General features: G+C 72.6%; 21 protein-coding genes. 11 read left to right on the top strand and 10 right to left on the bottom strand.

The genetic code is table 11. The features are described 5' to 3' along the window. The first annotated feature begins 364 nt into the window (after positions 1 to 364). Complete coding sequence (locus AC069K_RS06815) at positions 365 to 1,003, top strand: LuxR C-terminal-related transcriptional regulator (protein ID WP_478612810.1); 639 nt, start codon at positions 365 to 367, stop codon at positions 1,001 to 1,003. A 27-nt stretch (positions 1,004 to 1,030) separates the two neighbouring features. On the opposite strand, the gene AC069K_RS06810 is transcribed toward AC069K_RS06815, so the two are convergent. Next, positions 1,031 to 1,651, bottom strand: a complete 621-nt coding sequence (locus AC069K_RS06810; RefSeq protein ID WP_478612807.1) for a TetR/AcrR family transcriptional regulator — start codon at positions 1,649 to 1,651, stop codon at positions 1,031 to 1,033. A 27-nt stretch (positions 1,652 to 1,678) separates the two neighbouring features. On the opposite strand from AC069K_RS06810, the gene AC069K_RS06805 reads away from it, so the two are divergent. From AC069K_RS06805 to AC069K_RS06790, 4 genes are all read left to right on the top strand, one after another. Continuing rightward, positions 1,679 to 2,089 (top strand): PaaI family thioesterase, encoded by a 411-nt coding sequence (locus tag AC069K_RS06805; RefSeq protein ID WP_478612804.1) that lies wholly within the window; start codon positions 1,679 to 1,681, stop codon positions 2,087 to 2,089. A 212-nt stretch (positions 2,090 to 2,301) separates the two neighbouring features. Beyond that, a complete protein-coding gene (locus AC069K_RS06800; RefSeq protein ID WP_478612802.1) occupies positions 2,302 to 3,039 on the top strand; it encodes a Phenylacetic acid catabolic protein in 738 nt (245 codons plus the stop codon). 112 nt (positions 3,040 to 3,151) lie between these two features. Further along, positions 3,152 to 3,961, top strand: a complete 810-nt coding sequence (locus tag AC069K_RS06795; protein ID WP_365101416.1) for a hypothetical protein — start codon at positions 3,152 to 3,154, stop codon at positions 3,959 to 3,961. An 84-nt stretch (positions 3,962 to 4,045) separates the two neighbouring features. Beyond that, a complete protein-coding gene (locus AC069K_RS06790) occupies positions 4,046 to 5,122 on the top strand; it encodes a Leu/Phe/Val dehydrogenase (RefSeq protein WP_365101415.1) in 1,077 nt (358 codons plus the stop codon). 404 nt (positions 5,123 to 5,526) lie between these two features. On the opposite strand, the gene AC069K_RS06785 is transcribed toward AC069K_RS06790, so the two are convergent. Further along, positions 5,527 to 7,410 (bottom strand): ATP-binding cassette domain-containing protein, encoded by a 1,884-nt coding sequence (locus AC069K_RS06785; RefSeq protein ID WP_478612797.1) that lies wholly within the window; start codon positions 7,408 to 7,410, stop codon positions 5,527 to 5,529. A 225-nt stretch (positions 7,411 to 7,635) separates the two neighbouring features. Further along, complete coding sequence (locus AC069K_RS06780; protein WP_478612794.1) at positions 7,636 to 8,982, bottom strand: DUF6777 domain-containing protein; 1,347 nt, start codon at positions 8,980 to 8,982, stop codon at positions 7,636 to 7,638. 377 nt (positions 8,983 to 9,359) lie between these two features. On the opposite strand from AC069K_RS06780, the gene AC069K_RS06775 reads away from it, so the two are divergent. Continuing rightward, entirely contained in the window at positions 9,360 to 10,580 is a 1,221-nt protein-coding gene (locus AC069K_RS06775) for a streptophobe family protein (protein WP_478613318.1), read from the top strand. Between the two features lie 3 nt (positions 10,581 to 10,583). Here AC069K_RS06775 and AC069K_RS06770 read toward each other — a convergent pair whose 3' ends face one another. The 3 genes from AC069K_RS06770 to AC069K_RS06760 are packed head-to-tail and all read right to left on the bottom strand — an operon-like array spanning position 10,584 to position 14,581. Then, positions 10,584 to 11,582: a serine/threonine-protein kinase gene (locus AC069K_RS06770; RefSeq protein ID WP_365101409.1), complete on the bottom strand. Its 999-nt coding sequence runs from the start codon at positions 11,580 to 11,582 to the stop codon at positions 10,584 to 10,586. After that, positions 11,582 to 12,220, bottom strand: coding sequence for a hypothetical protein (locus AC069K_RS06765; RefSeq protein WP_478612790.1), 639 nt, complete (start codon positions 12,218 to 12,220; stop codon positions 11,582 to 11,584). The genes AC069K_RS06770 and AC069K_RS06765 overlap by 1 nt, the downstream gene beginning before the upstream one ends. A gap of 9 nt (positions 12,221 to 12,229) precedes the next feature. After that, on the bottom strand, positions 12,230 to 14,581 hold the full coding sequence (locus tag AC069K_RS06760; RefSeq protein ID WP_478612787.1) for an ABC transporter ATP-binding protein/permease: 2,352 nt from the start codon (positions 14,579 to 14,581) through the stop codon (positions 12,230 to 12,232). A gap of 302 nt (positions 14,582 to 14,883) precedes the next feature. On the opposite strand from AC069K_RS06760, the gene AC069K_RS06755 reads away from it, so the two are divergent. Then, the gene (locus AC069K_RS06755; protein WP_478612784.1) at positions 14,884 to 16,266 is read left to right on the top strand and encodes a vanadium-dependent haloperoxidase; all 1,383 of its coding nucleotides are present in this window, start codon (positions 14,884 to 14,886) and stop codon (positions 16,264 to 16,266) included. Positions 16,267 to 16,319: 53 nt separating this feature from the next. On the opposite strand, the gene AC069K_RS06750 is transcribed toward AC069K_RS06755, so the two are convergent. The 3 genes from AC069K_RS06750 to AC069K_RS06740 are packed head-to-tail and all read right to left on the bottom strand — an operon-like array spanning position 16,320 to position 18,776. Continuing rightward, positions 16,320 to 17,111: an amino acid ABC transporter ATP-binding protein gene (locus AC069K_RS06750; protein ID WP_478612781.1), complete on the bottom strand. Its 792-nt coding sequence runs from the start codon at positions 17,109 to 17,111 to the stop codon at positions 16,320 to 16,322. Between the two features lie 37 nt (positions 17,112 to 17,148). Next, positions 17,149 to 17,949 (bottom strand): amino acid ABC transporter permease, encoded by an 801-nt coding sequence (locus tag AC069K_RS06745; protein ID WP_358836738.1) that lies wholly within the window; start codon positions 17,947 to 17,949, stop codon positions 17,149 to 17,151. Continuing rightward, positions 17,946 to 18,776 carry a transporter substrate-binding domain-containing protein gene (locus AC069K_RS06740; RefSeq protein ID WP_365101399.1) on the bottom strand — a complete coding sequence of 277 codons (831 nt, stop codon included), beginning with the start codon at positions 18,774 to 18,776 and terminating at the stop codon, positions 17,946 to 17,948. Before AC069K_RS06740 ends, AC069K_RS06745 begins: the two co-directional genes overlap by 4 nt. 225 nt (positions 18,777 to 19,001) lie before the next feature. Between AC069K_RS06740 and AC069K_RS06735 the strand changes: the two genes are divergently transcribed. Together AC069K_RS06735 and AC069K_RS06730 are read left to right on the top strand one after the other, a co-directional pair. Beyond that, positions 19,002 to 19,829: an SAM-dependent methyltransferase gene (locus AC069K_RS06735; protein ID WP_478612776.1), complete on the top strand. Its 828-nt coding sequence runs from the start codon at positions 19,002 to 19,004 to the stop codon at positions 19,827 to 19,829. A 178-nt stretch (positions 19,830 to 20,007) separates the two neighbouring features. Continuing rightward, complete coding sequence (locus tag AC069K_RS06730; protein WP_478612773.1) at positions 20,008 to 20,679, top strand: DUF6445 family protein; 672 nt, start codon at positions 20,008 to 20,010, stop codon at positions 20,677 to 20,679. Here AC069K_RS06730 and AC069K_RS06725 read toward each other — a convergent pair. Next, positions 20,619 to 21,500 carry a putative protein N(5)-glutamine methyltransferase gene (locus AC069K_RS06725; RefSeq protein ID WP_478612770.1) on the bottom strand — a complete coding sequence of 294 codons (882 nt, stop codon included), beginning with the start codon at positions 21,498 to 21,500 and terminating at the stop codon, positions 20,619 to 20,621. The genes AC069K_RS06730 and AC069K_RS06725 overlap by 61 nt on opposite strands. A 142-nt stretch (positions 21,501 to 21,642) precedes the next feature. Here AC069K_RS06725 and AC069K_RS06720 point away from each other — a divergent pair, with 142 nt between their 5' ends. Further along, the gene (locus AC069K_RS06720; RefSeq protein WP_365101391.1) at positions 21,643 to 21,966 is read left to right on the top strand and encodes a putative quinol monooxygenase; all 324 of its coding nucleotides are present in this window, start codon (positions 21,643 to 21,645) and stop codon (positions 21,964 to 21,966) included. Between the two features lie 97 nt (positions 21,967 to 22,063). Beyond that, positions 22,064 to 22,777: a class I SAM-dependent methyltransferase gene (locus tag AC069K_RS06715; protein ID WP_478612767.1), complete on the top strand. Its 714-nt coding sequence runs from the start codon at positions 22,064 to 22,066 to the stop codon at positions 22,775 to 22,777. Positions 22,778 to 22,887 lie beyond the last annotated feature (110 nt).

Raw genomic sequence — 22,887 nt, 5'->3', positions numbered from 1 at the left:
GGGGGGAGGGATGTGTCTTGGTGCGGCGAGCGTCCGTTCATGGCTCATTCTCCTCTCCGTCCATGGTGAATCCGGACCGGCTCGCGTAACCGGTTATCCGGGCGGCATCCGCAATCCACCGAGGGCGGCCAGTCGGACAACCCGCAGGCGGACCCTTGTTCTGGTGCCCACCCGTTCCCCGCCGGTTCCCGGTCCCGGATTCCCTCCGAACGCTTCGTTCCCGAAGAACCGCGCCATGGCGAGGGCCCGGACATCCGGTTCTACAGCCGGTTCTGGCCCTATTCAATCTTGTGGTCGCTTCTGATTCCCGGCCCTCCACAGAGGTCCGCGGACGGCCATACGGGGGGAAGGCGGGACGCCGTACATGGATCGGATACGACTGCTGATCGCCGACGACCAGGTGGTGACCCGATCCGGTCTGACGGCGATGACCAAGGAGGCCCCCGGACTCGATGTGGCCGGCGTGGTGCAGGACGTGGCGGGGGTCCTGACCGTCGTGTACCGCAGCGACCCCGACATCGTCCTGCTGAACCTCCGCCATCTCACGGGCGACAGCTTCCGCCGGCTCGTCCAGCTCATCGGCTCGCACGTCTCGATCATCGTCCTGTGGTGCCACGACTCGCTCGTCACCATCCAGGACGCCCTGCGGGCCAAGGTCGCCGGATTCATGGACCTGCACATCCTCCAGGAGGACTTCGCCAGTGTGATGGCCCTCGTCAGCCGGGGCTGCGCCGTGTACCTCCTGCCGCGCGACCGGCTCTCCGACATCACCACCGAACGCCCGGCGCCCTCGATCGCGGTGGCGATCTCCAGTCTCACCTCACGCGAGCACGACGTGCTGCTGCTCCTCGCCGACGGGATGACGAACAAGCAGATCGGCACCACCCTGCACATCGCCGAGAACACGGTGAAGAAGCACGTCCACCACGCGATGATCAAGCTGTCGGCCGCCAACCGGGTCGAAGCGGCGCTGCTCGTCAGCCAGTTCGGAGCGAAGCCGTGAAGGGGGCCGCCCCCGGGGGCCGCGCGCTCACAGGACGGACGTCAGGAGCCGCTCATAGGTGCGCCCCGCCGTGACGGCCGTGGCGGCACCCCTCACCGCGACCTCGTGCCCGAGGCTGGTCAGCGCTCCGAGCAGGGCGAGCGCGAGCTGACGGGACGCCTCGGCGCCGGTGTCGCCACCCGTGGCCGGGCAGGTGCCGGCCGCGGCGGCTTCCCGTACCGTACGAGCGCGCTCCACCAGCCGGATCGTCGGCGCCAGCCACCACCGCTCGTCGATCCGCCGCCACCGCTCGTACCCGAGTGCCGCGGGCGCGTCGAGCAGGAGCAGCCGGGCGGTCGCCGGGTCGGCGCACAGGTCGAGGAACGCCCGGCCGGCGTGCAGGAGCAGGGCGGCGGGGTCGTCCTCCGTGTCGAAGGAACGTATGCGCAGGGCCAGTTCGCGGTGGATGTCGTGCACGACGTCCACCAGCAGCGCCTCCTTGCCCGGCCAGTGGTGGTACAGCGCGCCGACCGTCAGGCCGCAGCTCCGCGCGATCTCGGCGACGGTGGTTGACGCGTAGCCCCGCTCGGTGAACAACTGGCGTGCGCTGCGGGCCAGTTGGGCGCGCGTGGCGGTCGTTCGCTCCGCGTTGGTTCGCTGCCGGGACATACCGAACGATGTTATGTTGCCTCGGTGATGGACGTCGAAGCAGCGCAGGCCGTGCTCGATAACAGCCCCTTCGGCCCCTGGTGGGGCTTCACCGTAAAGTCCGTGGGGAAGGGGCAGGCCAGGGTCTCGCTGCCGCAGCGCCCGGAGCTCTTCCGGCCTGGCGGCGTCCTCCAGGGCGGGTGCGCGATGACGCTCGCCGACGTGACCTGCTGGATCGCGATCATGTCGCTGTTCGGCGAGGACGACCCGTCCGTCACCCAGCAGATGACCACGAGCTTCCTCGGCCCCGCGCGCACCGACCTGGTCTGCGAGTCGACGGTCCTGCGGCCCGGCCGGCTCATCGTGTACGGCACGGCCACCACCACCGACACCGCCGGCAAGCTCGTCTCCCACCACACCCTGACCTACATCCGGCCGCCCGCGCGCGACGCGGTCTGACACCGCCCGGCCGTACAGTCCCCGGCGGGGACGCGGGGACGCGGGGCCCGAAGGTCCGTGACGTACTGCCACGACGTACTTCCCCGGCGTACTCCCAAAGGGTTATGCCCATACCCCCATCGTTCCGGTCTGCACGGCACCAACGTGGGATACCGGCGCCGTGAACCCTCTGTCTAGGCTTCGATTCATCGGCTACTCGGAGGAGAACGCGCATGGCGACCGTCTTTTCGGAGACTGTGGACCTGGAGAGCGTCGGTGACCTCCCGGAGGAATACCGGGAGGTACTGACCCATCAGATGCTTGCGAACGGAGAAGGCGAACTCAGCGCGGGCGACACGTACGTGAACGCCTTCTATCCGCTGGCGCCCAATGCCGACGAGCGCTATATGTGCCTCAAATTCGGCATGGAAGAGGTGGACCACTTCCGGCGTTTCGCCAAACTGCTCACCCCGCTCGGCATCGACACCTCGCACATGGTGAACCAGGCCGTGGCGGAACGGCGTTACTTCCCCGCGGAGAGCATGACCACGCAATTCACCGCCTGGGAGGAGCGTGCCGCCTTCAGCTTCCTCTGCGAGCTCGAAGGGCATTTCCAGATCAAGGAGATGACCACCAGCACCTACGCGCCGCTGCGCGTCGAGGCCGACGCGATCCTCAAGGAGGAGGCCCGGCACTTCGGCTACGGCAAGCGGCTGATGCAGCAGTCCTACGACGCGGGCGGCAAGTCCCGGGACCGGGCGCAGAAGGCACTGGACAGGTTCTACCCGATGGCGCTCGACATGTTCGGGCGGCCCGACTCCCGCCGCGGCCGCCTCGCCGTCCGGTGGGGCCTGCGCAAGAACGACAACGGCGAGCTGCGCGCGCTCTACAGGACCGCGATCGCCGAGCACATCGAGAAGATCGGCTTCACCGTCCCCAAGATCGACCCCTCCCAGCTCCAGTTCGCCTGACTCCCAGCTCCAGTTCGCCTGAGCGGGACAGGCACCCCCGCCCCACCCGCCCCCGCCCCACCCGCGACGATCCGCCTCCCCGGCCCCACCCACCTCACCGGAGTAGGAATCGATGACGACGACCGACGTGACGACGACCGACATGCTGATCGACCGGATCAAAACGCACCGCGTGTACGACCACCCGCTGTACGCCCACTGGGCCGCGGCACCCCCGTCCCCCGAGGTCTCCGGCGCGCTCTTCCACCAGGTGCAGTCCTTCTGCGCCTCGACCCGCCCGGCCGGTGAGTTCCCCGCCGCCCTGCGCGGCCTCGGCTGGGACGAGCAGGCGATGCTCATCGAGGAGATCGTCGACAGCGAGGCCGGGCACGGGCCCGAACTGGCCACCATGGCGGGCCACATCGTCAACCGCAGCGGCGCCCAGGTCTTCGAGGACGTGTACGACACCGCGGCGGTCGAGGCATGGCTCAAGAGCCAGTCGGACCGGCTGCTGTCCGGCCTGCCCGGATACGACCGCGAGACCGGTCTGACACGGCAGGCGGCGGCGGCCATCGAGGTCTTCCGGCGCCGGTTCTCCTCCGACGCGGAGACCACCGTACGCAACCTCGGCACCGCCCTGGCGCTGGAGATCATCTCCAACCAGTCGCTGATCCCGGGCGAGAAGCGCGCCCTCGTCGACGCCGGGCACTACAAGACCGACCTCGACGAGCCGGAGATGCACTACATGGCGGAGCACTGGGGCGAGACCGGTGCCGAGCAGCAGCACGAGGCGAACGTGATCAGGGCCGTCTCGTCCGTCATGGACGAGACGAACGGCGAGCGGATCGCCCAGGGGGTGGACGACTTCCTCACGTCGCTGTGCGCGCTGTGGGACGTCCTGGACGCGGCGCTGCTGACGTCCGGGCTGCGGCCGACCGCGTAGTCATCCGTCGGACGGGCCGGCGGTCCACGCCGGGAGGCGGGGCCGCCGGTCCGGCTGCCACTGGACGCGACGGAGGGGTGGGTCATGAGTGTGTTCAAGGAAATGGACGGTCACGAGCAGGTTCTGTTCAGCTCCGGCCCGGACGGGCTGCGCTGTGTCATCGCGCTCCACTCGACGCTGCTGGGCCCCGCGCTCGGCGGTGTCCGCTTTCTTCCCTACCGCGACGACGACCAGGCCGTCGGCGACGCGCTGCGCCTCTCCCGCGCCATGACGTACAAGGCCGCCTGCGCGGGGCTGGACATCGGGGGCGGGAAGGCGGTCATCCTCGGCGGACCGGGGGTCGAGAAGACGGAGGCGCTGCTGCGCGCGTTCGGGCAGGTGGTGGAGAGCCTCTCCGGGCGGTTCATCGCCGCCTGCGACATGGGCATCGGTACGGCCGATCTCCGGATCATGCGCAAGGAGTCCCGGTGGATCCGCGGACTGGACGCCGAGGAGGGCGGCTCCGGCGACTCCGGCGCCATGACCGCGTACGGGGTGAGCCTCGGCATCCGGGCCTGTCTGCGGTACCTCGACGGCGACGACACGCTCGCGGGCCGTCACATCGCTATCGACGGGGTCGGCAAGGTGGGCTCGCGCCTCGCGGCGCATCTGGCGGAGGGCGGGGCCCGGCTCACGGTGGCCGACATCGACCAGGCGAAGGCCGAGAGGGTGGCCCAGGAGTGCGGGGCCGAGGTGGTGAGCCGGGAGAAGCTCTACCTCCTCCCGGCGGACGTCCTCAGCCCGAACGCGGTCGGCAACGTCATCGACGCCGCCCTGGTGGACCACCTCCGCTGCCGGATCGTGGCGGGCGGGGCCAACAACCAGCTCGCCGCACCGGCGGTCGCCGACCGGCTCGCGGCGCGCGGCATCCTCTACGCGCCGGACTTCGTGATCAACGCGCTCGGACTGATCCAGGTCGTCGACGAACTGCACCCCTCGGGGCATGACATGGACCGGGTCAGGACGCGCGCGGAGCTGATCCCGGAACGGCTCGTCGAGATCTTCACCCGGGCGAAGAACCTGAACATCAGCACGGCGGGCGCCGCGATCAGCATGGCGCGCGACCGGCTCGCGGCGGTCCGCGCGGTGCGGTCGTTCTGGCTGCCGCCGCGGTGTCCGTGAGCGGATGAGGGAGGGAAGCCGGCGCCCAGCGGCCCAGCGGCCCAGCGGCCCGGCGGCCCGGCGGCCCGGCGGCCCGGCGCCCGGCTGCCCGCTGCCCGGCGGGGCCCGCCGGTCGCGCCCACCAGTCGGCCGGACCGGCGGCCCACCGGTCGCGCCCGCGCCCGCGAGTCGGCCGGGGCCCGCGAGTCGGCCCGGGCCCCGCTGGGGCGTACGGTCATGCGGAGCCGGGTGAGGGCCGCGACGCCACACCCCCCCCGCGACGCCACACCCCCCGCGACGCCGCACCCCCCGCAGGGCCACCACCCCCCCCCGCGACGCCACACCCCCCGCAGGGCCACACCTCCCGCAGGGCCACACCTCCCGCAGGGCCCGCCGGTCCTGCGGGGCGGGCCCCGCCCGGTTTCCTAGCGGTCCTGCGACAGCGCGTGCAGCTCGCTGAACAGGCCGCCCGCGTGCAGGAGGTCCTCGTACGTGCCCTGTTCGGTGATGCGGCCCCGTTCCATCACCACGATCCGGTCCGCCATGCGGGTGTTCTCGATGCGGTGCGTGACGACGATCGTGATGCGGTCGCGGGCCATGCCCTTGAGGGCGGTGAACATCCGGTGCTCGCCGCGCGCGTCCATCTCGGACGTCGGCTCGTCCAGGATCAGCACCGGCGGCCGGCGGTAGAGGGCGCGGGAGCAGGCCAGGCGCTGCCACTGCCCGCCGGAGAGCTCGCTGCCGCCCCACAGCTCCCGGGCCAGCAACGTGTCCAGGCCGTGCGGCAGCTCCTCCACCGCCGTGCGCATCCCCACCGCGTCCACCGCGTCCCACACCGGGGCGTCGTGGTGCGTGCGCGGCTGGCCCAGGGTGACGTTCTCCCGTACGGCAAGCGGCCACTGGCCGAAGAACTGCGGGACCAGGCCGGTACGCCGCCACACCGTCTCCGGGTCGGCCGCCGCCACGTCGACGCCGTCCCACCGCACCCGGCCCTTGTCGGGCAGGTAGAGGCCGGTGAGCAGCCGGGTGAGGGTGGACTTTCCCGAGCCGTTCTCGCCGACCACCGCGACGACCTCGCCCCGGCGCAGGGTGAGCGAGACCCGGTCCACGGCCGGGGCCTCCTTGTTGGGGTACTGGTAGACGACCTCGTCGAGGCGGATCTCCTCCGGCCGCTCCGGGGCGGTCAACGCGCCCCGCTTCGGGGCGCGTTCGGCGGCGAAGTCGAGGAACGCGCGCATGTCGGCCAGGTACAGACTGGTGTGGAACATCGCCGCCCCGTTGGCGACGACCTGCGACAGGGCGCCCAGCGAGCTGCGCACCGCGACCACCGCCGTCGCCGCCACGCCCAGCTCGACCCGGCCGGTGACGGCGAGCCACGCAAGGGCGGCCCAGGTGGCGAGGAGGAAGACGCCCCCGAGCGCCGAGGTGACCAGGGCGATCCGCAGCAGCCGGGGCGCCGTCGCCAGTGTGCGCCGGTCGATGCGCTCGGACAGGGAGCGGTACCAGAACATCAGGTACGCGGTCATGCCGTTGGCCCGCACCTCGTCCGCGAGCTTCGGCGTGGTCACCCACCAGCGCATCATCCCGCGCACATTGCGGTCGCCCACATTGGCGTAGTGCGTCTCGTAGTCGACGCGCGCCGCCATCACGGCGCCCGTCCCGGCGGGCAGCACCGCGAGCACGAGCAGGGCGAGCATCAGCGGGTGCAGCACCGCGAGGACGCCCGCGGCCGCGACCATACGGATCACCGCCGCCATGAACTGCTCGGCGTCGCGCACCATCAAGTGCGTGCGCATCACGCCCATTTCGGCGGCCTCCTGGCGGTCCGCGAACCCCTCCTCGCCGTACGCGGCGGCCTCCACCCGGCACACCGCCTCGACCAGGTCGGCGTCGGCCGCCGTCGTCAGCGGCGGGGTGATCCTGCCCTCCGCGTACGACGCGAGCGCGGCCGTCACGCGCGCGACGCAGGCCGCGACGGCGATCACCACCAGCGCCGGCAACGCCGCGTCGATCCGGTCGGCCGCCCGGCCCTCGCCCAGGATCGGCGCCATGGCGCGGGCCGTGGCGCCCAGCAGCACCGCCGCCGCGACCCCGGTCACCAACTGGCAGCCGAGCAGCAGCAGGACGGAGGTGCGGTCGATCCGCCACGCCATCCGGCAGGTCTGCCCCAGCACGGACGGCAGCCGCCCGCACATCCGCCGGAACGAGGCCCCGCCCAGCGGGTTCTTCCCGTAGGGCCCCGCGAAGGTGATCTCGGCCGGCGGGGGCGGCGGGACCGGGGGCGCCGAGGGCGCGGCGTCGCCGCTCATGCCCGCCTCCCCGTCCGCGTCTGATCGAACACCGGATGAACGTCTACGGCATGACCACGGGCATCCACGGCGACTCCTCGGACGGTGCCTACGGACCTGACGTAAGCACAACGCCGCTGATCAGCGCGGCGTAACGGCCGAGTCGTCGAGAAATCGTTCGACTGTCGAGAAGGAACGTTTGGGCGCCGTCGCGCGCCGCCCGTGCGCCGTCGTTCGAATCCGTGCTCAGTAACCGCCCGGCGCCGAGGGCGCGGTGCTCGTCACCGGGGCGTACGGGGTCGAGCTGCCCGGCGCGGGTGCCGAGGTCGTCGGGAGGCGCGAGGCCGGGGCCTGCTGCCGCGCGGACTCGGACGCACTGGAGGCCGCGGGGGCGCAGGACGCCGGAGTGGGTGCACCGGCGTACGGGGAGGGGCAGTTCGGGGGCGCGGAGCCGTACGGCGTCGAGGTGGTGGGCGGCGCGGTCTTCCTGTCGCCCTCGCCGGTGTCGCCCTGGGGGCGCGAGAACCACTCGCCGTGATCGGGGTCGTACATGACGAACGTGTGGACCGGGTGGGTGGCGGGGGCGACGACGGCCACGTTCGACGGCCGGTAGGCGGGCCAGGCGTCGCCCGTCGGCTTGGGCGTGCCGCGCTGGGCGACCGGCGGCATCAGCGGGTTCCCGCAGGCGCAGCGCACCCTCGGCACGCCGCGGTCGTCCACCAGCACGGCCGTACCGGCCTGGAGGACGGCCTGGTAGGCGGTGGCGGCGCCGTTCTCGTAGCCGTGGTTGGTCACCCGGGTGTCGACACGGAGCTGTACGGGGGTGAGGGCGCGCAGATACGAGGGCACGGCGTCGGGCGCGATCCCCAGGACGGACGCGAACGCCTTGTTCTTCGCCGGTTCCGCGGCCAGCGCGCCGATCTGCTTCTCCACGTCGCAGCTCGCCCTGTTCCGTGTGCCGCCGTAGAGGCCGGGGGCCGAACCGTCCACGCCCCGCGTCACGTTGGCGGACGCCGGCGCCGACGCGCTGGGCAGGGACGGCGGGGACGGGGGAGGGGAGCTGTCGCGCGCGCTCGACGGGGTGAAGGGGCGCGGGCCGTCCTTGCCCGCCGCCTGGAGGAACACCTCACCGCCGGCGTCCTTCTTGCCGGACGAGCCGTCGGGGCGGGTGAGGACGAGGATCAGCGCCACGGCGGCCACGATCGCGCCGGTCGTGAGCGCGACCCGGGGGGCCGAGCGCCACCAGGGGCGGCCTGGACCGCCCTTGCCGGCGGGGGTGGCGCCGTCGCCGGGACCGTCGCCGGGGCCGCCCGGTCCGGAGGGGCCGCCTCCATCGGCCGGGCCGTCGCCTCCACCCGGGCCGCCTCCGCCGCCGGGTCGCCCGGGGCCCGACGGTCCACCGCCCGCGCCCGTGCCGACCGCGATCGTCTCGTCGTGGCCGCCGCTCCGGCCGCCGCCCTCGCTGCCGCCGCCCGTACCCTCCCGGTCGCCGCCGCTCGGCGGGCCCGTCGGCGGGCCGGGGCGGGAGGGGCCCGAAAGGGGGCCGGACGGGGGGCCGGTGGGGCGGCCGGACGGGGGAGGTTCGACGCTCACGAGCTCTTCTTCCCGGCGTTGGGGTCCCGCGCGGGTGCGGGACGTTCGGTGCGGGGCTTCGGCCGGGCCACCCTCCGCGGGACCGGCTGCCGTCGCTCCACGCAAGGGGGCGGCGGCACCCGGCCGAGCGGTCCGGCTCGGCCCCGCGCTGTCCGCGCGGCGAGTCCGGTATGTCCCGACCCGCCCATTGTGTGCCCGGGTCCCGGCGGACCCGCAAGCTGACGCGGTCGGCCCCCCACGACGGGCGGACCGCCCCGGCGCTGCTTAGCGTGACAGGCGTGAGTCAGGACAAACCGCCCGATGTGTCATCGGGGAAGAGGCGTGCGCGCCACGGCTGGGCCGAGGCCCTCGTGGCGGTGCTGACCGGTCTGGTCGCCATGGCCGCCGTAGCCGCCCTCGGGCTGCTCGCGGCCGGGGCCTCGGACCTGCCCGACCACGCCTTCCCGCAGGTCGTCGCCGCCGTGGTCGTCCTGGCGGTCGGCGGCTCCGTCGGCATCGAGGGCGACGCGGGAGTGATCGGCGACACCGACGCCGCGCTGACCGTGCTGCCGCTCTCCGTCACGCTCGTCGGCGCGCTGCTCGTCGCCGCCGGATTCCTGCGCCCCCTGCGGCACCGGGCCGTGGCGAGCACCCGCGAACTGGCCCTGTGGGCCGCCCGGGTGGCCGTGCTGTGGCTCCTGGCGCTCCTCGGCCTCTCCCTCCTCGCCCGCAAGCGGTTCACCATCGGTCTGGGGAACGGTGACCTCGGCGAGATCGGGGACCTGCTGGGCGCCACGCCCAGGGTCGGTTTCACGACCGATGTGCCGCTGACCCTGCTCTTCGGGCTGCTCTGGCTCGCCGGGCTGCTCTTCCTCGCCCTGGTGGTCTCCCGCAGGGCCCCGCTGCCCGCCCGGCTGCTGCGTTTCCAGGAGTCGGTGCGCCCGGCCGCGTTCGCGATGGTCGCGCTGCTGCTCGCGTACGTGGCGCTGGGCATCGTGGCGGGCCTGGTGATCGCGGTGGTGCGCGGGCATACGGCCGCGACCTTCGCGGTCATCCTGCTGGGCCTGCCCAACCTCGTCTGGCTCGCCTTCACCCTCGGGCTCGGCACCTCCTGGGAGGGCCGGGTGGACGGGCCGTTCGGGCTGCCCGTGCCGCACGTACTGGACCAGGTGCTGCGTACGCCCGACCTGTCCACCCTGAACCTGCGCACCCTCGCGGGCTACGACGGGCGGGCCTGGTGGCTGCTCGTCGTCGCCGCCGTACTGGTCCTGGCCGCCGGGTTCCTGATGGCGGCGCGTTCGCCCGCCCGGATCCGGGCGTGGCGGCACGCGCTGCACATGGCCCTGGCGCTCGCCCTCACCGTGCTCGCCGTCTGCCTGCTCTCCCGGATCTCCGCGCGCTACGGTCTGTCGCTGCTCGGCATCGGCGACCTCGGCGGCGGTCTGTCGGGCCAGGTGTCGCTGAAGCCCCGGCTGTGGACGGGGCTGGGCTTCGCCGTGCTGTGGGGGCTGCTCGCGGGCTTCCTGGGCAGTCTGCTCGCCCGGCGGGTCCGGCGGCGCGGGGAGGTGGAGCCGCAGGGGCGGCCCCCGGCCGGCCGTCCCCAGGAGCCCTCCGGCTGACGCCTACCCCGCTCCGGGGAACACCGGCCGAGCCCACTCGGGCGGCCGGGGCGGGGGCCCCGGCGCGTCCGGCGCGCCGACCACCCGCAGATCCACCCGGGTCGGCGGATGCCCTCCGGGCCCCACGCCCCTGGCCGCCGCGCGCAGCGCCGCCACGAACGCCAGGCACGAGTCGTACCGGTCTTCCGGGATCTTCGCGAGGGCCTTCGCCATCACGCCGTCGACCCCGGCGGCGATGTCGGGGCGCCGCTCGGTCAGCGCGGGCGGCTGGTCGTACTGGTGCGCCCACAGCAGCGCCATGTCGTCGTCGCGCTGGAACGGCGGGGTGCCCGCCATCGTCTCGTAGACCACGCACGCGAGGCTGTAGACGTCGCAGCGGCCGTCCACCGGGCGGCCGGAGATCTGCTCGGGCGCCACGTAGTCCAGGGTGCCGACGAACTGGCCGACCGTGGTGAACCCGGTCAGCGACAGGGACTTCTTCGTCAGGCCGAAGTCGGTGAGGTAGACGTGCTCGGGATGGTCGCTGTCGGTGCCGGGCGCCACCAGGATGTTGCCCGGCTTCACATCGCGGTGGACGAGGTCGTGCTCATGGGCGGCGTCCAGCGCGGACGCCACCTGGGCGGCGATCCTGGCCGCCGTCGCGACCGGCAGCGGGCCCTCCTGGTCGAGCAGCGCCCGCAGATCGCGCCCGGCGACGTACCGCATCGCGATGTACAGGACGCCGTCGGTCTCGCCGGCCTCGAAGACGGGCACGATGTGCGGGTGGTCGATCGCGGCGGCCACCCGCGACTCATGGGTGAAGCGCCGGCGGAACGTGTCGTTGCGGGCGAGTTCGGGGGCGAGCAGCTTCAGGGCGACCGTCCGCTCCAGGCGCAGGTCGCGGGCCCGGTACACCACCGCCATGCCGCCGCGCCCGACCTCCCGCTCGATGCGGTACCCGGCGATCTGCCGTCCGACGAGGTCGGAGGGGCGCCCGGCGTCGAGCTCCCGCTCGGGTGCCATCAGGTGTCACCGGGCCGGGCGCGGGCGCCGTCCACGGCGTCGGGGTACCCGCCGCCGGGGTACGGCCCGTCGCCGTTCGGGCCGACCACCCGGGTCGCGTCGGCGGGTCCCGGTGCGGCGGCGGGGGAGTCGGCGCTCGGGCGCGCACCGGACGGCGGCGCGGACGCCGCGAAGGTGCTCAGCCGCGTCCCGTCGCAGTACACCCACCTCTCGTGCTCCGCGTCGTACAGCCACACCGCCTCGCCGTCGACGACGATCCCGGCCCGCAGCCCGTGGGTGCGCCGGCGGAACGTCTCGCCGTCCAGGCGCCCGGCGGCCAGGTCCTCCGCCGCGCCCCGGTAGCGGTTCAGCATGTCCTGGACGCGGGCGAGCAGGGGGCGCGGGTCGGCCGTACGGGCCAGGGGCGCGCCCGCCACCGGCGGCCCCTGCGGGACGGTGACGAGGAGGCGGCCGTCGACCCAGGCCGACCAGGAGTTGGCGCACAGGATGCGGGCCCAGTCACCCCGCCGGTCGATGAGCTGGACCGGCAGCAGCGCGTCCAGCGGCACCGTGGGGCGCGCGGTGTCCGGGCTCTCCCAGGCGGCGAGTCCACCGGGAGGCACGACATGGGTGGGACGGAAGTCCACGGGTGTGCTCATCGCGGCCGCCTACTTCCGCATCACGGCGGGCTCGTGCCGCCGCAGCAGCCGGGCGACCGCGAAGCCGAAGAGCACCGACAGGGCCACCAGCATGCCCATGTCGAGCAGCCACACGGCGGTGTCGTGCTTGAAGAGCGGATCGCCGGTCAGTTCGCCGGGCACGATCCTGGACAGCCCGATCGTGCCCGCCATCCCGCCGAGCGCCCACCGGGAGGGCACCAGCCAGGCCAGCTGCTCGATGCCCGGGACGCCGTGCAGCTTCAGCAGGGCTCCGCAGAAGACCACTTGGACGATGGCGAGCAGCACCAGCAGCGGCATCGTCACCTCCTCCTTGCGCACCAGCGCCGAGACGAGCAGGCCGAGCATCATCGCGGTGAAGGCGAGCAGGGCCACCGCCACCGTGATCTCCACCAGGGGCGGCAGGATGACGCCCTTGCCGCCCGGGGCGTTCAGCTCGACGCCGAAGAGCGCCACCAGGGTGAGGACGACGGCCTGGAGGACCGTGAGGGTCCCCAGGACCACCACCTTGGACATCAGATACGCGGATCTGGAGAGCCCCACGGCCCGTTCGCGCTGGTAGATCACGCGCTCCTTGACCAGCTCCCGTACGGCGTTGGCCGCGCCCGTGAGCACACCGCCGACACACAGGATGAGCAGCGCGTTCATCGCCGTCTCCTGGGTCAGCCTGCTGCCCGCGAGGGCCCGCGCCATGGCGCCCATGACGAAGGGCAGCGCGATCATGATGGCCAGGAAGGTCCGGTCGGCGCCGAGCGCGGCCGCGTACCGGCGCACCAGGGTGCTCAGCTGGGCGCCCCAGCTCTGCGCCTTGGGCGGCTTGCCCACCACCCGGGCGGCGGCGGCTTGGCCGAGGTGCGGCTGGGCGCTGGAGGCGACCACGTACCGCTGGTGGAAGCGCGAGCGGGCGTAGTCGCCCGCCCAGTCCCGTTCACGGTCCCGCTCGAACGCCTCGAACGCCTCCGGCCACTCCTCGAAGCCGAAGAAGTCCAGGGTCTCGCGGGGCGGCCCGTAGTACGCGATGTGCCCGCCGGGGGCCAGGACGAGGACGCGGTCGCAGACGTCGAGGCTGAGGACGCTGTGGGTGACCACGATGACGGTGCGGCCGTCGTCCGCGAGGCCGCGCAGCATGTGCATCACCGAGCGGTCCATGCCCGGGTCCAGGCCGGAGGTGGGCTCGTCGAGGAAGAGCAGCGACGGCTTGGTGAGCAGCTCGAGGGCGACGCTCACCCGCTTGCGCTGGCCGCCGGAGAGGCTGTGGATGGGCTGGTCGGCGCGCTGTTCGAGGCCGAGTTCGCCGATCACCTCGTCGACCCGGGCGCGGCGCTCGGACTTGGCGGTGTCCTGCGGGAAGCGCAGCTCGGCGGCGTAGCCGAGGGCCCGGCGCACGGTGAGCTGGGCGTGCAGGATGTCGTCCTGGGGGACGAGTCCGATGCGCTGGCGCAGCTCGGCGTAGTCGCGGTAGAGGTCGCGGCCGTCGTAGAGGACCGTGCCCCGGTCGGCGGGGCGCAGCCCGGTCAGGGCGTTGAGCAGGGTGGACTTTCCGGCGCCGCTCGGCCCGACCACGGCGAGCAGGCACTTCTCACCCACTGGGAAGGAGACCTGGTCGAGGAGGGTCTTGCGGCCCCGGTCGACGGCGACCGTCAGGTCCTGGACGTCGAGCGAGACCTCGCCGGTGTCGACGAACTCCTGGAGTTCGTCCCCGACCAGGCAGAACGCCGAGTGGCCGACGCCGACGATGTCCCCGGTGGAGACCGGGGCGCGGGTGACGGGCTGGCCGTTGAGGAAGGTGCCGTTGTGGCTGCCGAGGTCGACGATCTCGTAGCCGCCGTCGGGGCGGGTCCGCAGTTCGGCGTGCCGGCGCGAGACCACCAGATCGTCGACGACCAGGTCGTTGTCGGGGGCGCGGCCGATCCGTACCGTCCTGGCGGGCAGCGGCCGTACCGAGGTGGGCTGCCGGAACGAGCCGGTCGCCGAGGGCATGGACACGGCGGACAGCCGCTCGGGCGCGCGCACCGGCGGCGGGGCGCGCCCCACCAGCACGGCGCGGGGGCCGTCGGCGGGGCTGCCGAAGCGGATGACGCTGCCGGGGCCCACACCCCACTCGTGCACGCGCCGTCCGTCGGCGTACGTTCCGTTGGTGCTGCCCTCGTCCTCGACCGTCCAGTGGTCGCCCGCCGCCCGCAGCACCGCGTGGTGCCAGGAGACGCGGGCGTCGTCGATGACGATCTCGCTGAGGGGGTCGCGCCCGACGTGGTAGTCCCGGCTCGGACTCATCACCGTGGAGCCGGTGTCGGTCTCCAGGACGAGTTCGGGCGCTGTCGGCGCGGCAGACCGCTCTCCCATGGGTGGAATTCTACCTATTGGTCCGTTGGTGTGCCTGGTGATGGGTGACGGCTTACCGGCGGTATACCGCCAGGGTTTACCGTCGGCTCGATCTACGCCCCAGGGATGACGGCCCCCGTCATACGCCTGCGGGACGCGGATCCGGGCGTCCGGCCCCTAAATTCCGGCGCGGAACGCCCAGCACCTCCATCCGAAGAAGCGCTTCCGCACCTCTGCACCTCCGCACCGCCGCACCACCGCACCGGCGAGCCGCCCGGCTCGACCCATCGCACGACGGACCGGCAGAGAGGACCTGTACCGCTATGTTCCACAGCAAACGGGGGAGACGCGGCGGCATACGCGCCAAGGCCGTGTCCCTCGCGGCCGTGCTCGCCACGGCCGCCGGCGCCCTCGCGCTCAGCCCCCAGACGGCCTCCGCCGCGCCCAACTACTCCGGCGACCCCGTGCAGTACTGGAACACCGTGCTGCTCGGCGCGATCAGAACGGCCGGGGGCCCGCCCGGGCCGCTCTCGCGGGCCGCCGCCGAGATGAACGCGGCGATCTACGACGCCGAGAGCTCCTACCAGCTCCGCTGGCACACCATGACCTCCGACCCGTACCTCCAGGCGGTCAACTACGCCGGCTGGTCGGAGGGTCCGGGCGAGGAGGAGCGGGTGATCGGGCGCACCGCCTACAACATCCTGCTCAAGCTCTTCCCCGAGCAGACCACGTACCTCGACAACAAGTTCACCGAGCGGTTCGGCACCAAGCCCACCGACTTCGACCTCCTCGACGTGACCGTCGTCAACACGATGGTCACCAACATGGTGAACTTCCGCACCGCGGACGGCTCCGCCGACCAGAGCGTCTACACCCCGGACGGCAGGCCCGGCGCCTGGCGGCCCACCAGCTACCCGGACCTGCCCGACCCGAGCTGCGCGCAGGGCGGCCAGGCGGCCAACCCCGAGTGGGGGAAGGTCAAGCCGTGGGCGCTGACCTCCGGCTCCCAGTTCCGGCCCTCGACACCGGGCCGCTACGCCTCCTACGAGAGCCTGCTCGCCAGTCCCGACTACGCCGCGCAGGTCCAGAAGGTGCGCACGCTGGGGGCCGCGAACTCCACCGCCCGCACGACCGACCAGACCGCGGCGGCCTGGTTCTGGGCCAACGACGCCAACGGCACCTACAAGCCGCCCGGGCAGCTGCTCGACATCACCGCGCGGGTGGCGCGGGACCGCGGACTGACGCCGTATCAGAACGCCCGGCTCTTCGCGCTGGTCTCGGTGGCGATGGCGGACGCCGCCATCGCCGAGTGGGACGTGAAGTACCAGACGCCGATCGACCTCTGGCGGCCCGTCTCCGCGATCCGCGAGGGGCTCAAGGACAGCACCTGGAAGCCGCTGTCGGGGAACACCCCGTGCTTCCCGGCGTGGGCCTCCGGCCACTCCGCGTTCGCCGCGGCGTGGGCGGGCATCATGCGGCAGTACTTCAAGAGCGACGACGTCACCTTCACCGCCTCGACCGACGACCCCAAGGCGCCGGTGAAGAACCGCACGTTCACCAGCTTCAGCCAGGCCGCGCGCGAGGACGCGGACAGCAGGGTCTGGCTGGGCGTCCACTACCCGTGGGACGCGAGCGACGGGCTCACCCTCGGCGACTCCATCGCCACCTGGGTCTTCACCCACAAGATGAAGGCGGCGGGCTCGTGACGCACTGAGGACGCGAATGGCCGCCCCCGGGGACGCCGGGGGCGGCCACCGCCTCAGCCGGGCCCGTCCCCGGGCGGCGGGTGCGAGCCCGGGGGAGCCTCGGCCGCCGGGTCGAGGATGCGGTTCAGGAAGTTCCTGGTCCGCTCCTCGCGCGGGGCGCCCACGACCTGCGCGGCCGGGCCCTGTTCGACGATGACGCCGTCGTCCATGAACACCACCCGGTCCGCGACCTCCCGGGCGAAGCTCATCTCGTGGGTGACCACCATCATCGTCATGCCCTCGCCCGCGAGCATCCGCATCACCGCCAGGACGTCCCCCACCAGCTCCGGGTCGAGCGCCGAGGTCGGCTCGTCGAAGAGCATCACGTCGGGGCCCATGGCCAGCGCCCGGGCGATCGCGACGCGCTGCTGCTGGCCGCCGGAGAGCTGCGCCGGATAGGCACCGGCCTTCTCGGCGAGCCCCACCCGCTCCAGGTTCGCGCGGGCCACGGCGGCGGCCTTGTCCCTGTCCCGGCGCAGCACCCGACGCTGCGGCAGGACCAGGTTCTCCGTCACCGTGATGTGCGGGAAGAGGTTGAACTGCTGGAAGACCATGCCGATGCGGCGGCGCACCGCGTCGATGTCGACGTCCAGGTCGGTGACCTCGGTGCCGCCGACGAACACCTGGCCCGCGCTCGGCTCCTCCAGCAGGTTCACACAGCGCAGCAGGGTGGACTTGCCCGACCCCGAGGGGCCGATGACGCACACCACCTCGCCGCGGGCGACCTCCAGGTCGATCCCGCGCAGCACCTCGTTGTCCCCGAACGACTTCCGCAGCCCGCGGATCTCGATCTCGTTCCGTGACATCTCGCTCCCTGACACCTCGTTCCGTGGCATCGCTTCCTCACCTCGCCCGGTCGGCACGCGCCTCCAGGCGGCGCACCACGAAGCTCAGGGGCACGGTCACCATCAGGTAGCAGAGCCCGGCGACCAGGATCGGGGTGGAGTTGGCGCTCTGGCTGGCCAGGTCCCTGCCGTACTTGGTCAGCTCCCGCTCCTCCAGGGTCACCCCGAGGAAGAGCACGAGCGAGGAGTCCTTGAAGAGCAGCACCAGTTCGTTGGTCAGCGGCGGAATGACGATCCGGAACGCCTGCGGGATGATCACCGACACCATGGCCCGGGCGTGCGAGAACCCCAGCGACCGGGCCGCCTCCATCTGACCCTTGGGCACCGCCTGGATGCCCGCCCTGATCGTCTCGGCCATGTAGGCCGCGGCGACCAGGCCGAGCCCGAGGGCGACCTTGCCGTACGTACCGCCGGGGATCTCCGTACCGGGGAAGGCCAGCGGGACCGCCACACCCACGAAGATGAAGATCAGCAGGGCGGGCAGCCCGCGGAACAGTTCGATGTAGATGCCCGCCACCCAGCGGTAGGGCGCCACCGACGAGAGCCGCATCAGCGCCACGACCAGACCGAGCACCAGGCCGAAGGCGAAGCCGGAGAGCGTGTACACCACCGTGTTGCGCAGGGCGATGGTGATGATCTCCGGGAAGAGCTTGCTGACGAGGTCCTTCTGAGCGAACTGGTTCTGCAGGCGGTCCCAGTCGGCCAGGACGCCGATGGTGACCAGCACCGCCACGAAGACCGCGTACTGGATGCCCTGCGAGACGCGCCTTCGTTGACGCCTCGTCAGGCGGGAGGTCACGGCTGGACCTTGGGCAGCGGGCCGATCCACTCCTCGTAGATCTTCTTGTACGTGCCGTTCGCCTTGGCGTCCGTGATCGCCTTGTCGATGGCGGCGAGCAGCTTGCCGTTGCCCTTCTTGACCGAGAAACCGTACCGCTCGCCGGTCGCGATGTTCTCCACCAGGGCGAAGCGGTCGGCGTTGGCCTTGTCCTTGAGCCAGCCCTGGACCACCGGGTAGTCGATCACCACGGCGTCGACCTGGCCGGTGCGCAGACCGTTGAGCACCGCGTCGGAGCTCTCGAAGGCGACCGGGTTGAAGCCCTTGCCCGTGGCGTAGCTCTCGCCGGTGGTCTCCGCCTGCGCGCCGAGCTTCCTGCCCTTGGCCTTGAGGTCGGCGAGCGAGGTGATCCCGCTCTTCTTGGTGGCGAGGAGCGCCTGGGTGGCGTCGAAGTAGGGGACGGAGAAGTCCACGTTCTTCTTGCGCTCGTCGGTGATCGTCATACCGGCGGCGGCGAGGTCGCACTCGCCGGAGTTGAGGAAGGCACCGGTCTTGAAGTTCTCGAACGGAGTGTCGAGGATCTTCTGTTCGACCTTGAGGTTCTTGGCGACGAGGTCGATCAGGGACACGTCGAAGCCCACGACCTTGCCGTTCCGCTCCGACTGGAACGGCGGATAGGGCAGATGGGTGCAGGTGGTCAGCTTGCCCTTGTTGACCACCGGCACCCCGCCGGCGGCCTCCCCGGCGCCGTCCCCGCCCGAGGAGCAGCCGGTGGCGGCGAGCAGCAGTCCTGCCGCGGTGGCTGCGGCGGTGGACAGATTGCGGATACGGTGAGCCGTCCTGGTCACGGTTGACCTCCATCGGTACGGGGGTGGCTGAGGAGCGGAACCGTTCAGCCATGATCGTATGAGACTGGGGGTGACTTCGCCCCCGAACGCGGCAGGCGCGCCGATGACGTCGTCCGGGGACACCCGCCTGCCGGGGCACCGGCCGACGGGGTTCCGGGACGCGGGTCAACTTGGCCATCTAGGCTGATCATTGACTGTTCCACCAGGCCCCAGGAGACGACGCCCGTGACCGAGAACCCCGCCCCCCTCGACGCTCCCGAGCACGTTCGGAGCAGAATCAACACCTCCCAGCCGCACACGGCGCGGATCTGGAACTACTGGCTCGGCGGCAAGGACAACTACGAGGTCGACCGCGCGGTCGGCGACCAGATCCGCGAGCTCCACCCCGGCATCGGCGACTACGCCCGCGCCGACCGGCTCTTCCTCGGCCGCGCCGTGCGCCACCTGGTGGCCGACCGGGGCATCCGGCAGTTCCTCGACATCGGCACCGGCCTGCCCACCGCCGACAACACCCACGAGGTGGCGCAGAGCATCGCCCCCGAGTCCCGGATCGTCTACGTCGACAACGACCCGCTGGTGCTCGCCCACGCCCGGGCCCTGCTGACCAGCACGCCCGAGGGCCGGACCGACTACCTCGACGCGGATCTGCGCGATGTGGACAGCATCCTGGAACACGCCTCGAAGACGCTGGACTTGAGCCGGCCCATCGCGCTGATGCTGCTGGGCGTGGTCATCTTCATCGGGGACGACGACCAGGCGTACGGCCTGGTGCGCGACCTCATGGACCGGCTGGCCCCCGGCAGCTTCCTCGTCCTGTCGCACACGGTGACCCACCCCGAGATGCCGGACGTCGACCAGGCGGTGGCGTTCTGGAACGAGCACGGCACCCCCAAGCTCACCCAGCGCACCCCCGAGCAGACCGCCCGCTTCTTCGACGGCCTGGAGCTCCTGGAGCCCGGTGTGGTCTCGTGCTCGCGCTGGCGGCCCGAGCACGCCGGGGACGGGGAGCCGGCCGAGGTGGCCATGTTCGGCGGCGTGGGCCGCAAGGCCTGACCCGCCCCGGAGCCGTCTCCTGGGACGACCATGGCTCCGCCTTTGCCATTGCGGGGACCTCCCGCCGGGATGTCCCCGCAATGCGCCCTTCGTCACCGGGGCGGCTTCACCGCACCTTGAGGCAAGGTTGACCAACGCAACGGCGGATGCGGAAGGTTGCGGACGTAGGTTCGGCCGCATGGCCCCCACCCCTTCCGCCCTCCCGGTCCTGCCCTACCGCACACCCACGCCCGGCCGGGACTACTGGGTCCTCGACGACGTCCTGCCCAACGCCGACGAGGTCCGCGCGCGCTGCCTCGCCACGGACGACTGGGTCGAGGGACACCCCCGCAAGCCCGAGACCTGGCCGGGGCTGCGCACCATGCCGGGCCTGGAGCCCGCCGAACTCGCCCGGGTGGAGCGGCTGGTCAGGAAGGCGACCGGGGCCCGCGAGCTGTGGCTGGGGAAGGCCCCCGGCGGCGCCACGCTCAACCACAACTGCGTCCAGGTCGTCGGCAGGGACGAGGGCGAGCCGCGCCCGCACACCGACTCGCGCGCGCTGTGCCGGTACGCGGCCGTGCTCTACCTCAACCCGGGCGTGCCCGAGGACTGCGGCACCAGCTTCTACCGCCAGAGCCTGCCCGGCGGTGTCCTCGGCGGCAATCTGGTCGCGGCCCCGCACACCAACCTCGTCGAGGCGCTCGGCACCCGGTTCGTGCCGCCCGGCTCCTTCACCGAGGACGTCCGCGTCGCCCACCGCTACAACCGGCTGCTCCTCTACAACGCCAACATGATCCACACGGCCACCGGCTACTGGGGCAGCACCCTGGAGGACAGCCGGATGACGGCCGTCTTCTTCTGGATGGCCTGAGCCGGACGGCCCGAGCGCCAGGGCGCGGGCGGCGGTACCGGCCGGGTGGCGACGACGACGGTGGCGTACCGCTCCTCGCAGGTCGCCACCTCCGGCACGAGACCGGCCCCGGTGACCGCCGCGAGCGCCGCCGGGACCTGGCGCTCACTGGTCTCGAAGAGCAGCCGCCCGCCGGGGGCCAGCCACAGTGCCGCCTCGGACGTCACCCGACGCAGCACGTCCAGGCCGTCGGCGCCGCCGTCGAGCGCCACCCGCGCCTCATGGACGCGCGCCTCCGAGGGGAGCAGCTCGATCTCCTCGCTCGGTACGTACGGCACATTGGCGAGCAGGACGTCCACCCGGCCGCGCAGCCCGGCCGGGAGCGCGGCGAACAGATCGCCCTGGTGCACCCGGCCCCCGGCGGCGGTGACATTGCGCCGGGCGCACTCCACGGCCGCCGGGTCGATGTCGGCGGCGTGCAGCTCGGCACCGGTGAGCCCCGCGACGAGCGCCACGCCCAACGCCCCCGAGCCGCAGCACAGGTCCACCACGACCGCGCCCGCCGGCGCGAGCGCCGCGGCCCGCTCCACCAGGAACTCCGTACGGCGCCGCGGTACGAAGACGCCCGGGTCCACCGCGACCCGTACCCCGGCGAACTCCGCCCAGCCCAGGACGTGTTCGAGGGGGAGGCCCTCGGCGCGCCGCGCCACCATGGCGCCGAGCTCGGCGGGGGTGCGGGCGGTGGAGAGCAGCAACTCCGCCTCGTCCTCGGCGAAGACACAGCCGGCGGCGCGGAGCCGGGTCACGACGGTGGAGCGGGACAGCACGGTAATGGGTCTCACCTGGGGGGTCTGGGCCGGAACCGGTCCGGGCCGGGAGGCCTGCGGGGCGCGGTCACCCTATCCCGGGCGTGTCGCGGGCTGCCCCGGATTTCTCGCGGGGCCGACGTGACGTATCCACGCATACCGTGCATAGAATGACCGAATGATCTTCATTGTCGTCAAGTTCCCCGTGAAGCCCGAGTACGCCGAGGAGTGGCCCCAGCACGTCGCGGACTTCACCGGCGCCACCCGGGCCGAGCCGGGCAACCTCTGGTTCGAGTGGTCCCGCGACCTGGAGGACCCGAACACCTATGTGCTGGTCGAGGCCTTCGAGGACGGCGCGGGCGGGGCGCACGTCGACTCCGACCACTTCCGGGCCGCCATGGAGACGATGCGCCCGCTCCTGCGCCGCACTCCCGAGATCGTCAGCACGACGATCGAGGGCGCGACGGGCTGGAGCGCCATGGGCGAGCTGAAGGTCGACTAGTCGGCAAGTCGGCAAGTCGGCAAGTCGGCAAGTCGGCACTTGGCAGTTGGCGGTCGACGGACCGTCGGCCGGCGCGTGTGCCCCTATGCTGAGGGCGATGTTCGCTCCCCAGGGCCCCACCGTCCGTGAACTGGCCGCCCAGGCGCTGTCGTCGGTCGAGCGCGGCTACGACCTGCTCGCCCCGAAGTTCGACCTCACGCCGTACCGCACTCCGGATGCGGTCCTCCACGCCGTCGCAGGCGTCCTCACCGCCCTCGGTCCCTTCGGCCGCGGCCTCGACCTGTGCTGCGGCACCGGCGCGGGACTGGACGTGCTGCGCGCGGTGTGCCGGGAGCGGGTCGCCGGGGTCGACTTCAGCGCCGGGATGCTCGCGGTGGGCCGGGCGCGCGGCGCCGGGGACGCCGACTGGATCCGGGCCGACGCCCGCGCCCTGCCGTTCCGGGACGCCTTCGACCTGGTGGTGAGCTTCGGGGCGTTCGGGCACTTCCTGCCCGCCGAGCGGCCCGGCCTCTTCGCCCAGGTCCGCTCGGTGCTCGCGCCCGGCGGCCGGTTCGCGTTCCCGGTCGCGGCCCCCGCCCGCCCCGGCACCGCGGGGTACTGGGCCCTGCTCGGCTTCGACGGGGCGATGCGGCTGCGCAACGCGCTGTGGCGGCCCCCGTTCGTCATGTACTACCGGGACTTCCGGCTCGCCGACCTCCGCGCGGAACTCGCCGGGGCCGGCTTCCATGTGGACCTCTACGCGCTGGACGAGCTGGGGCGGCGCCCGGACGGGAGCCCCCGCTGCCGCCTGGTGGTCGCGACCGCCCGCTGAACCCCTGCCCCGCTCACCTGTGGTAATAACACCCTGTGATGCTCGTGTGGCGTGGGGTGAGCGGGAGTCGTACCGTGGCGGAGGTGGTTTCCACCGGAACGCCGCCCCCG

The organism is Streptomyces sp. NPDC043908 (assembly GCF_056435525.1).
The sequence above is the reverse complement of the archived record's forward strand: the minus strand, read 5'-3'. Positions and strand labels throughout refer to the sequence as shown.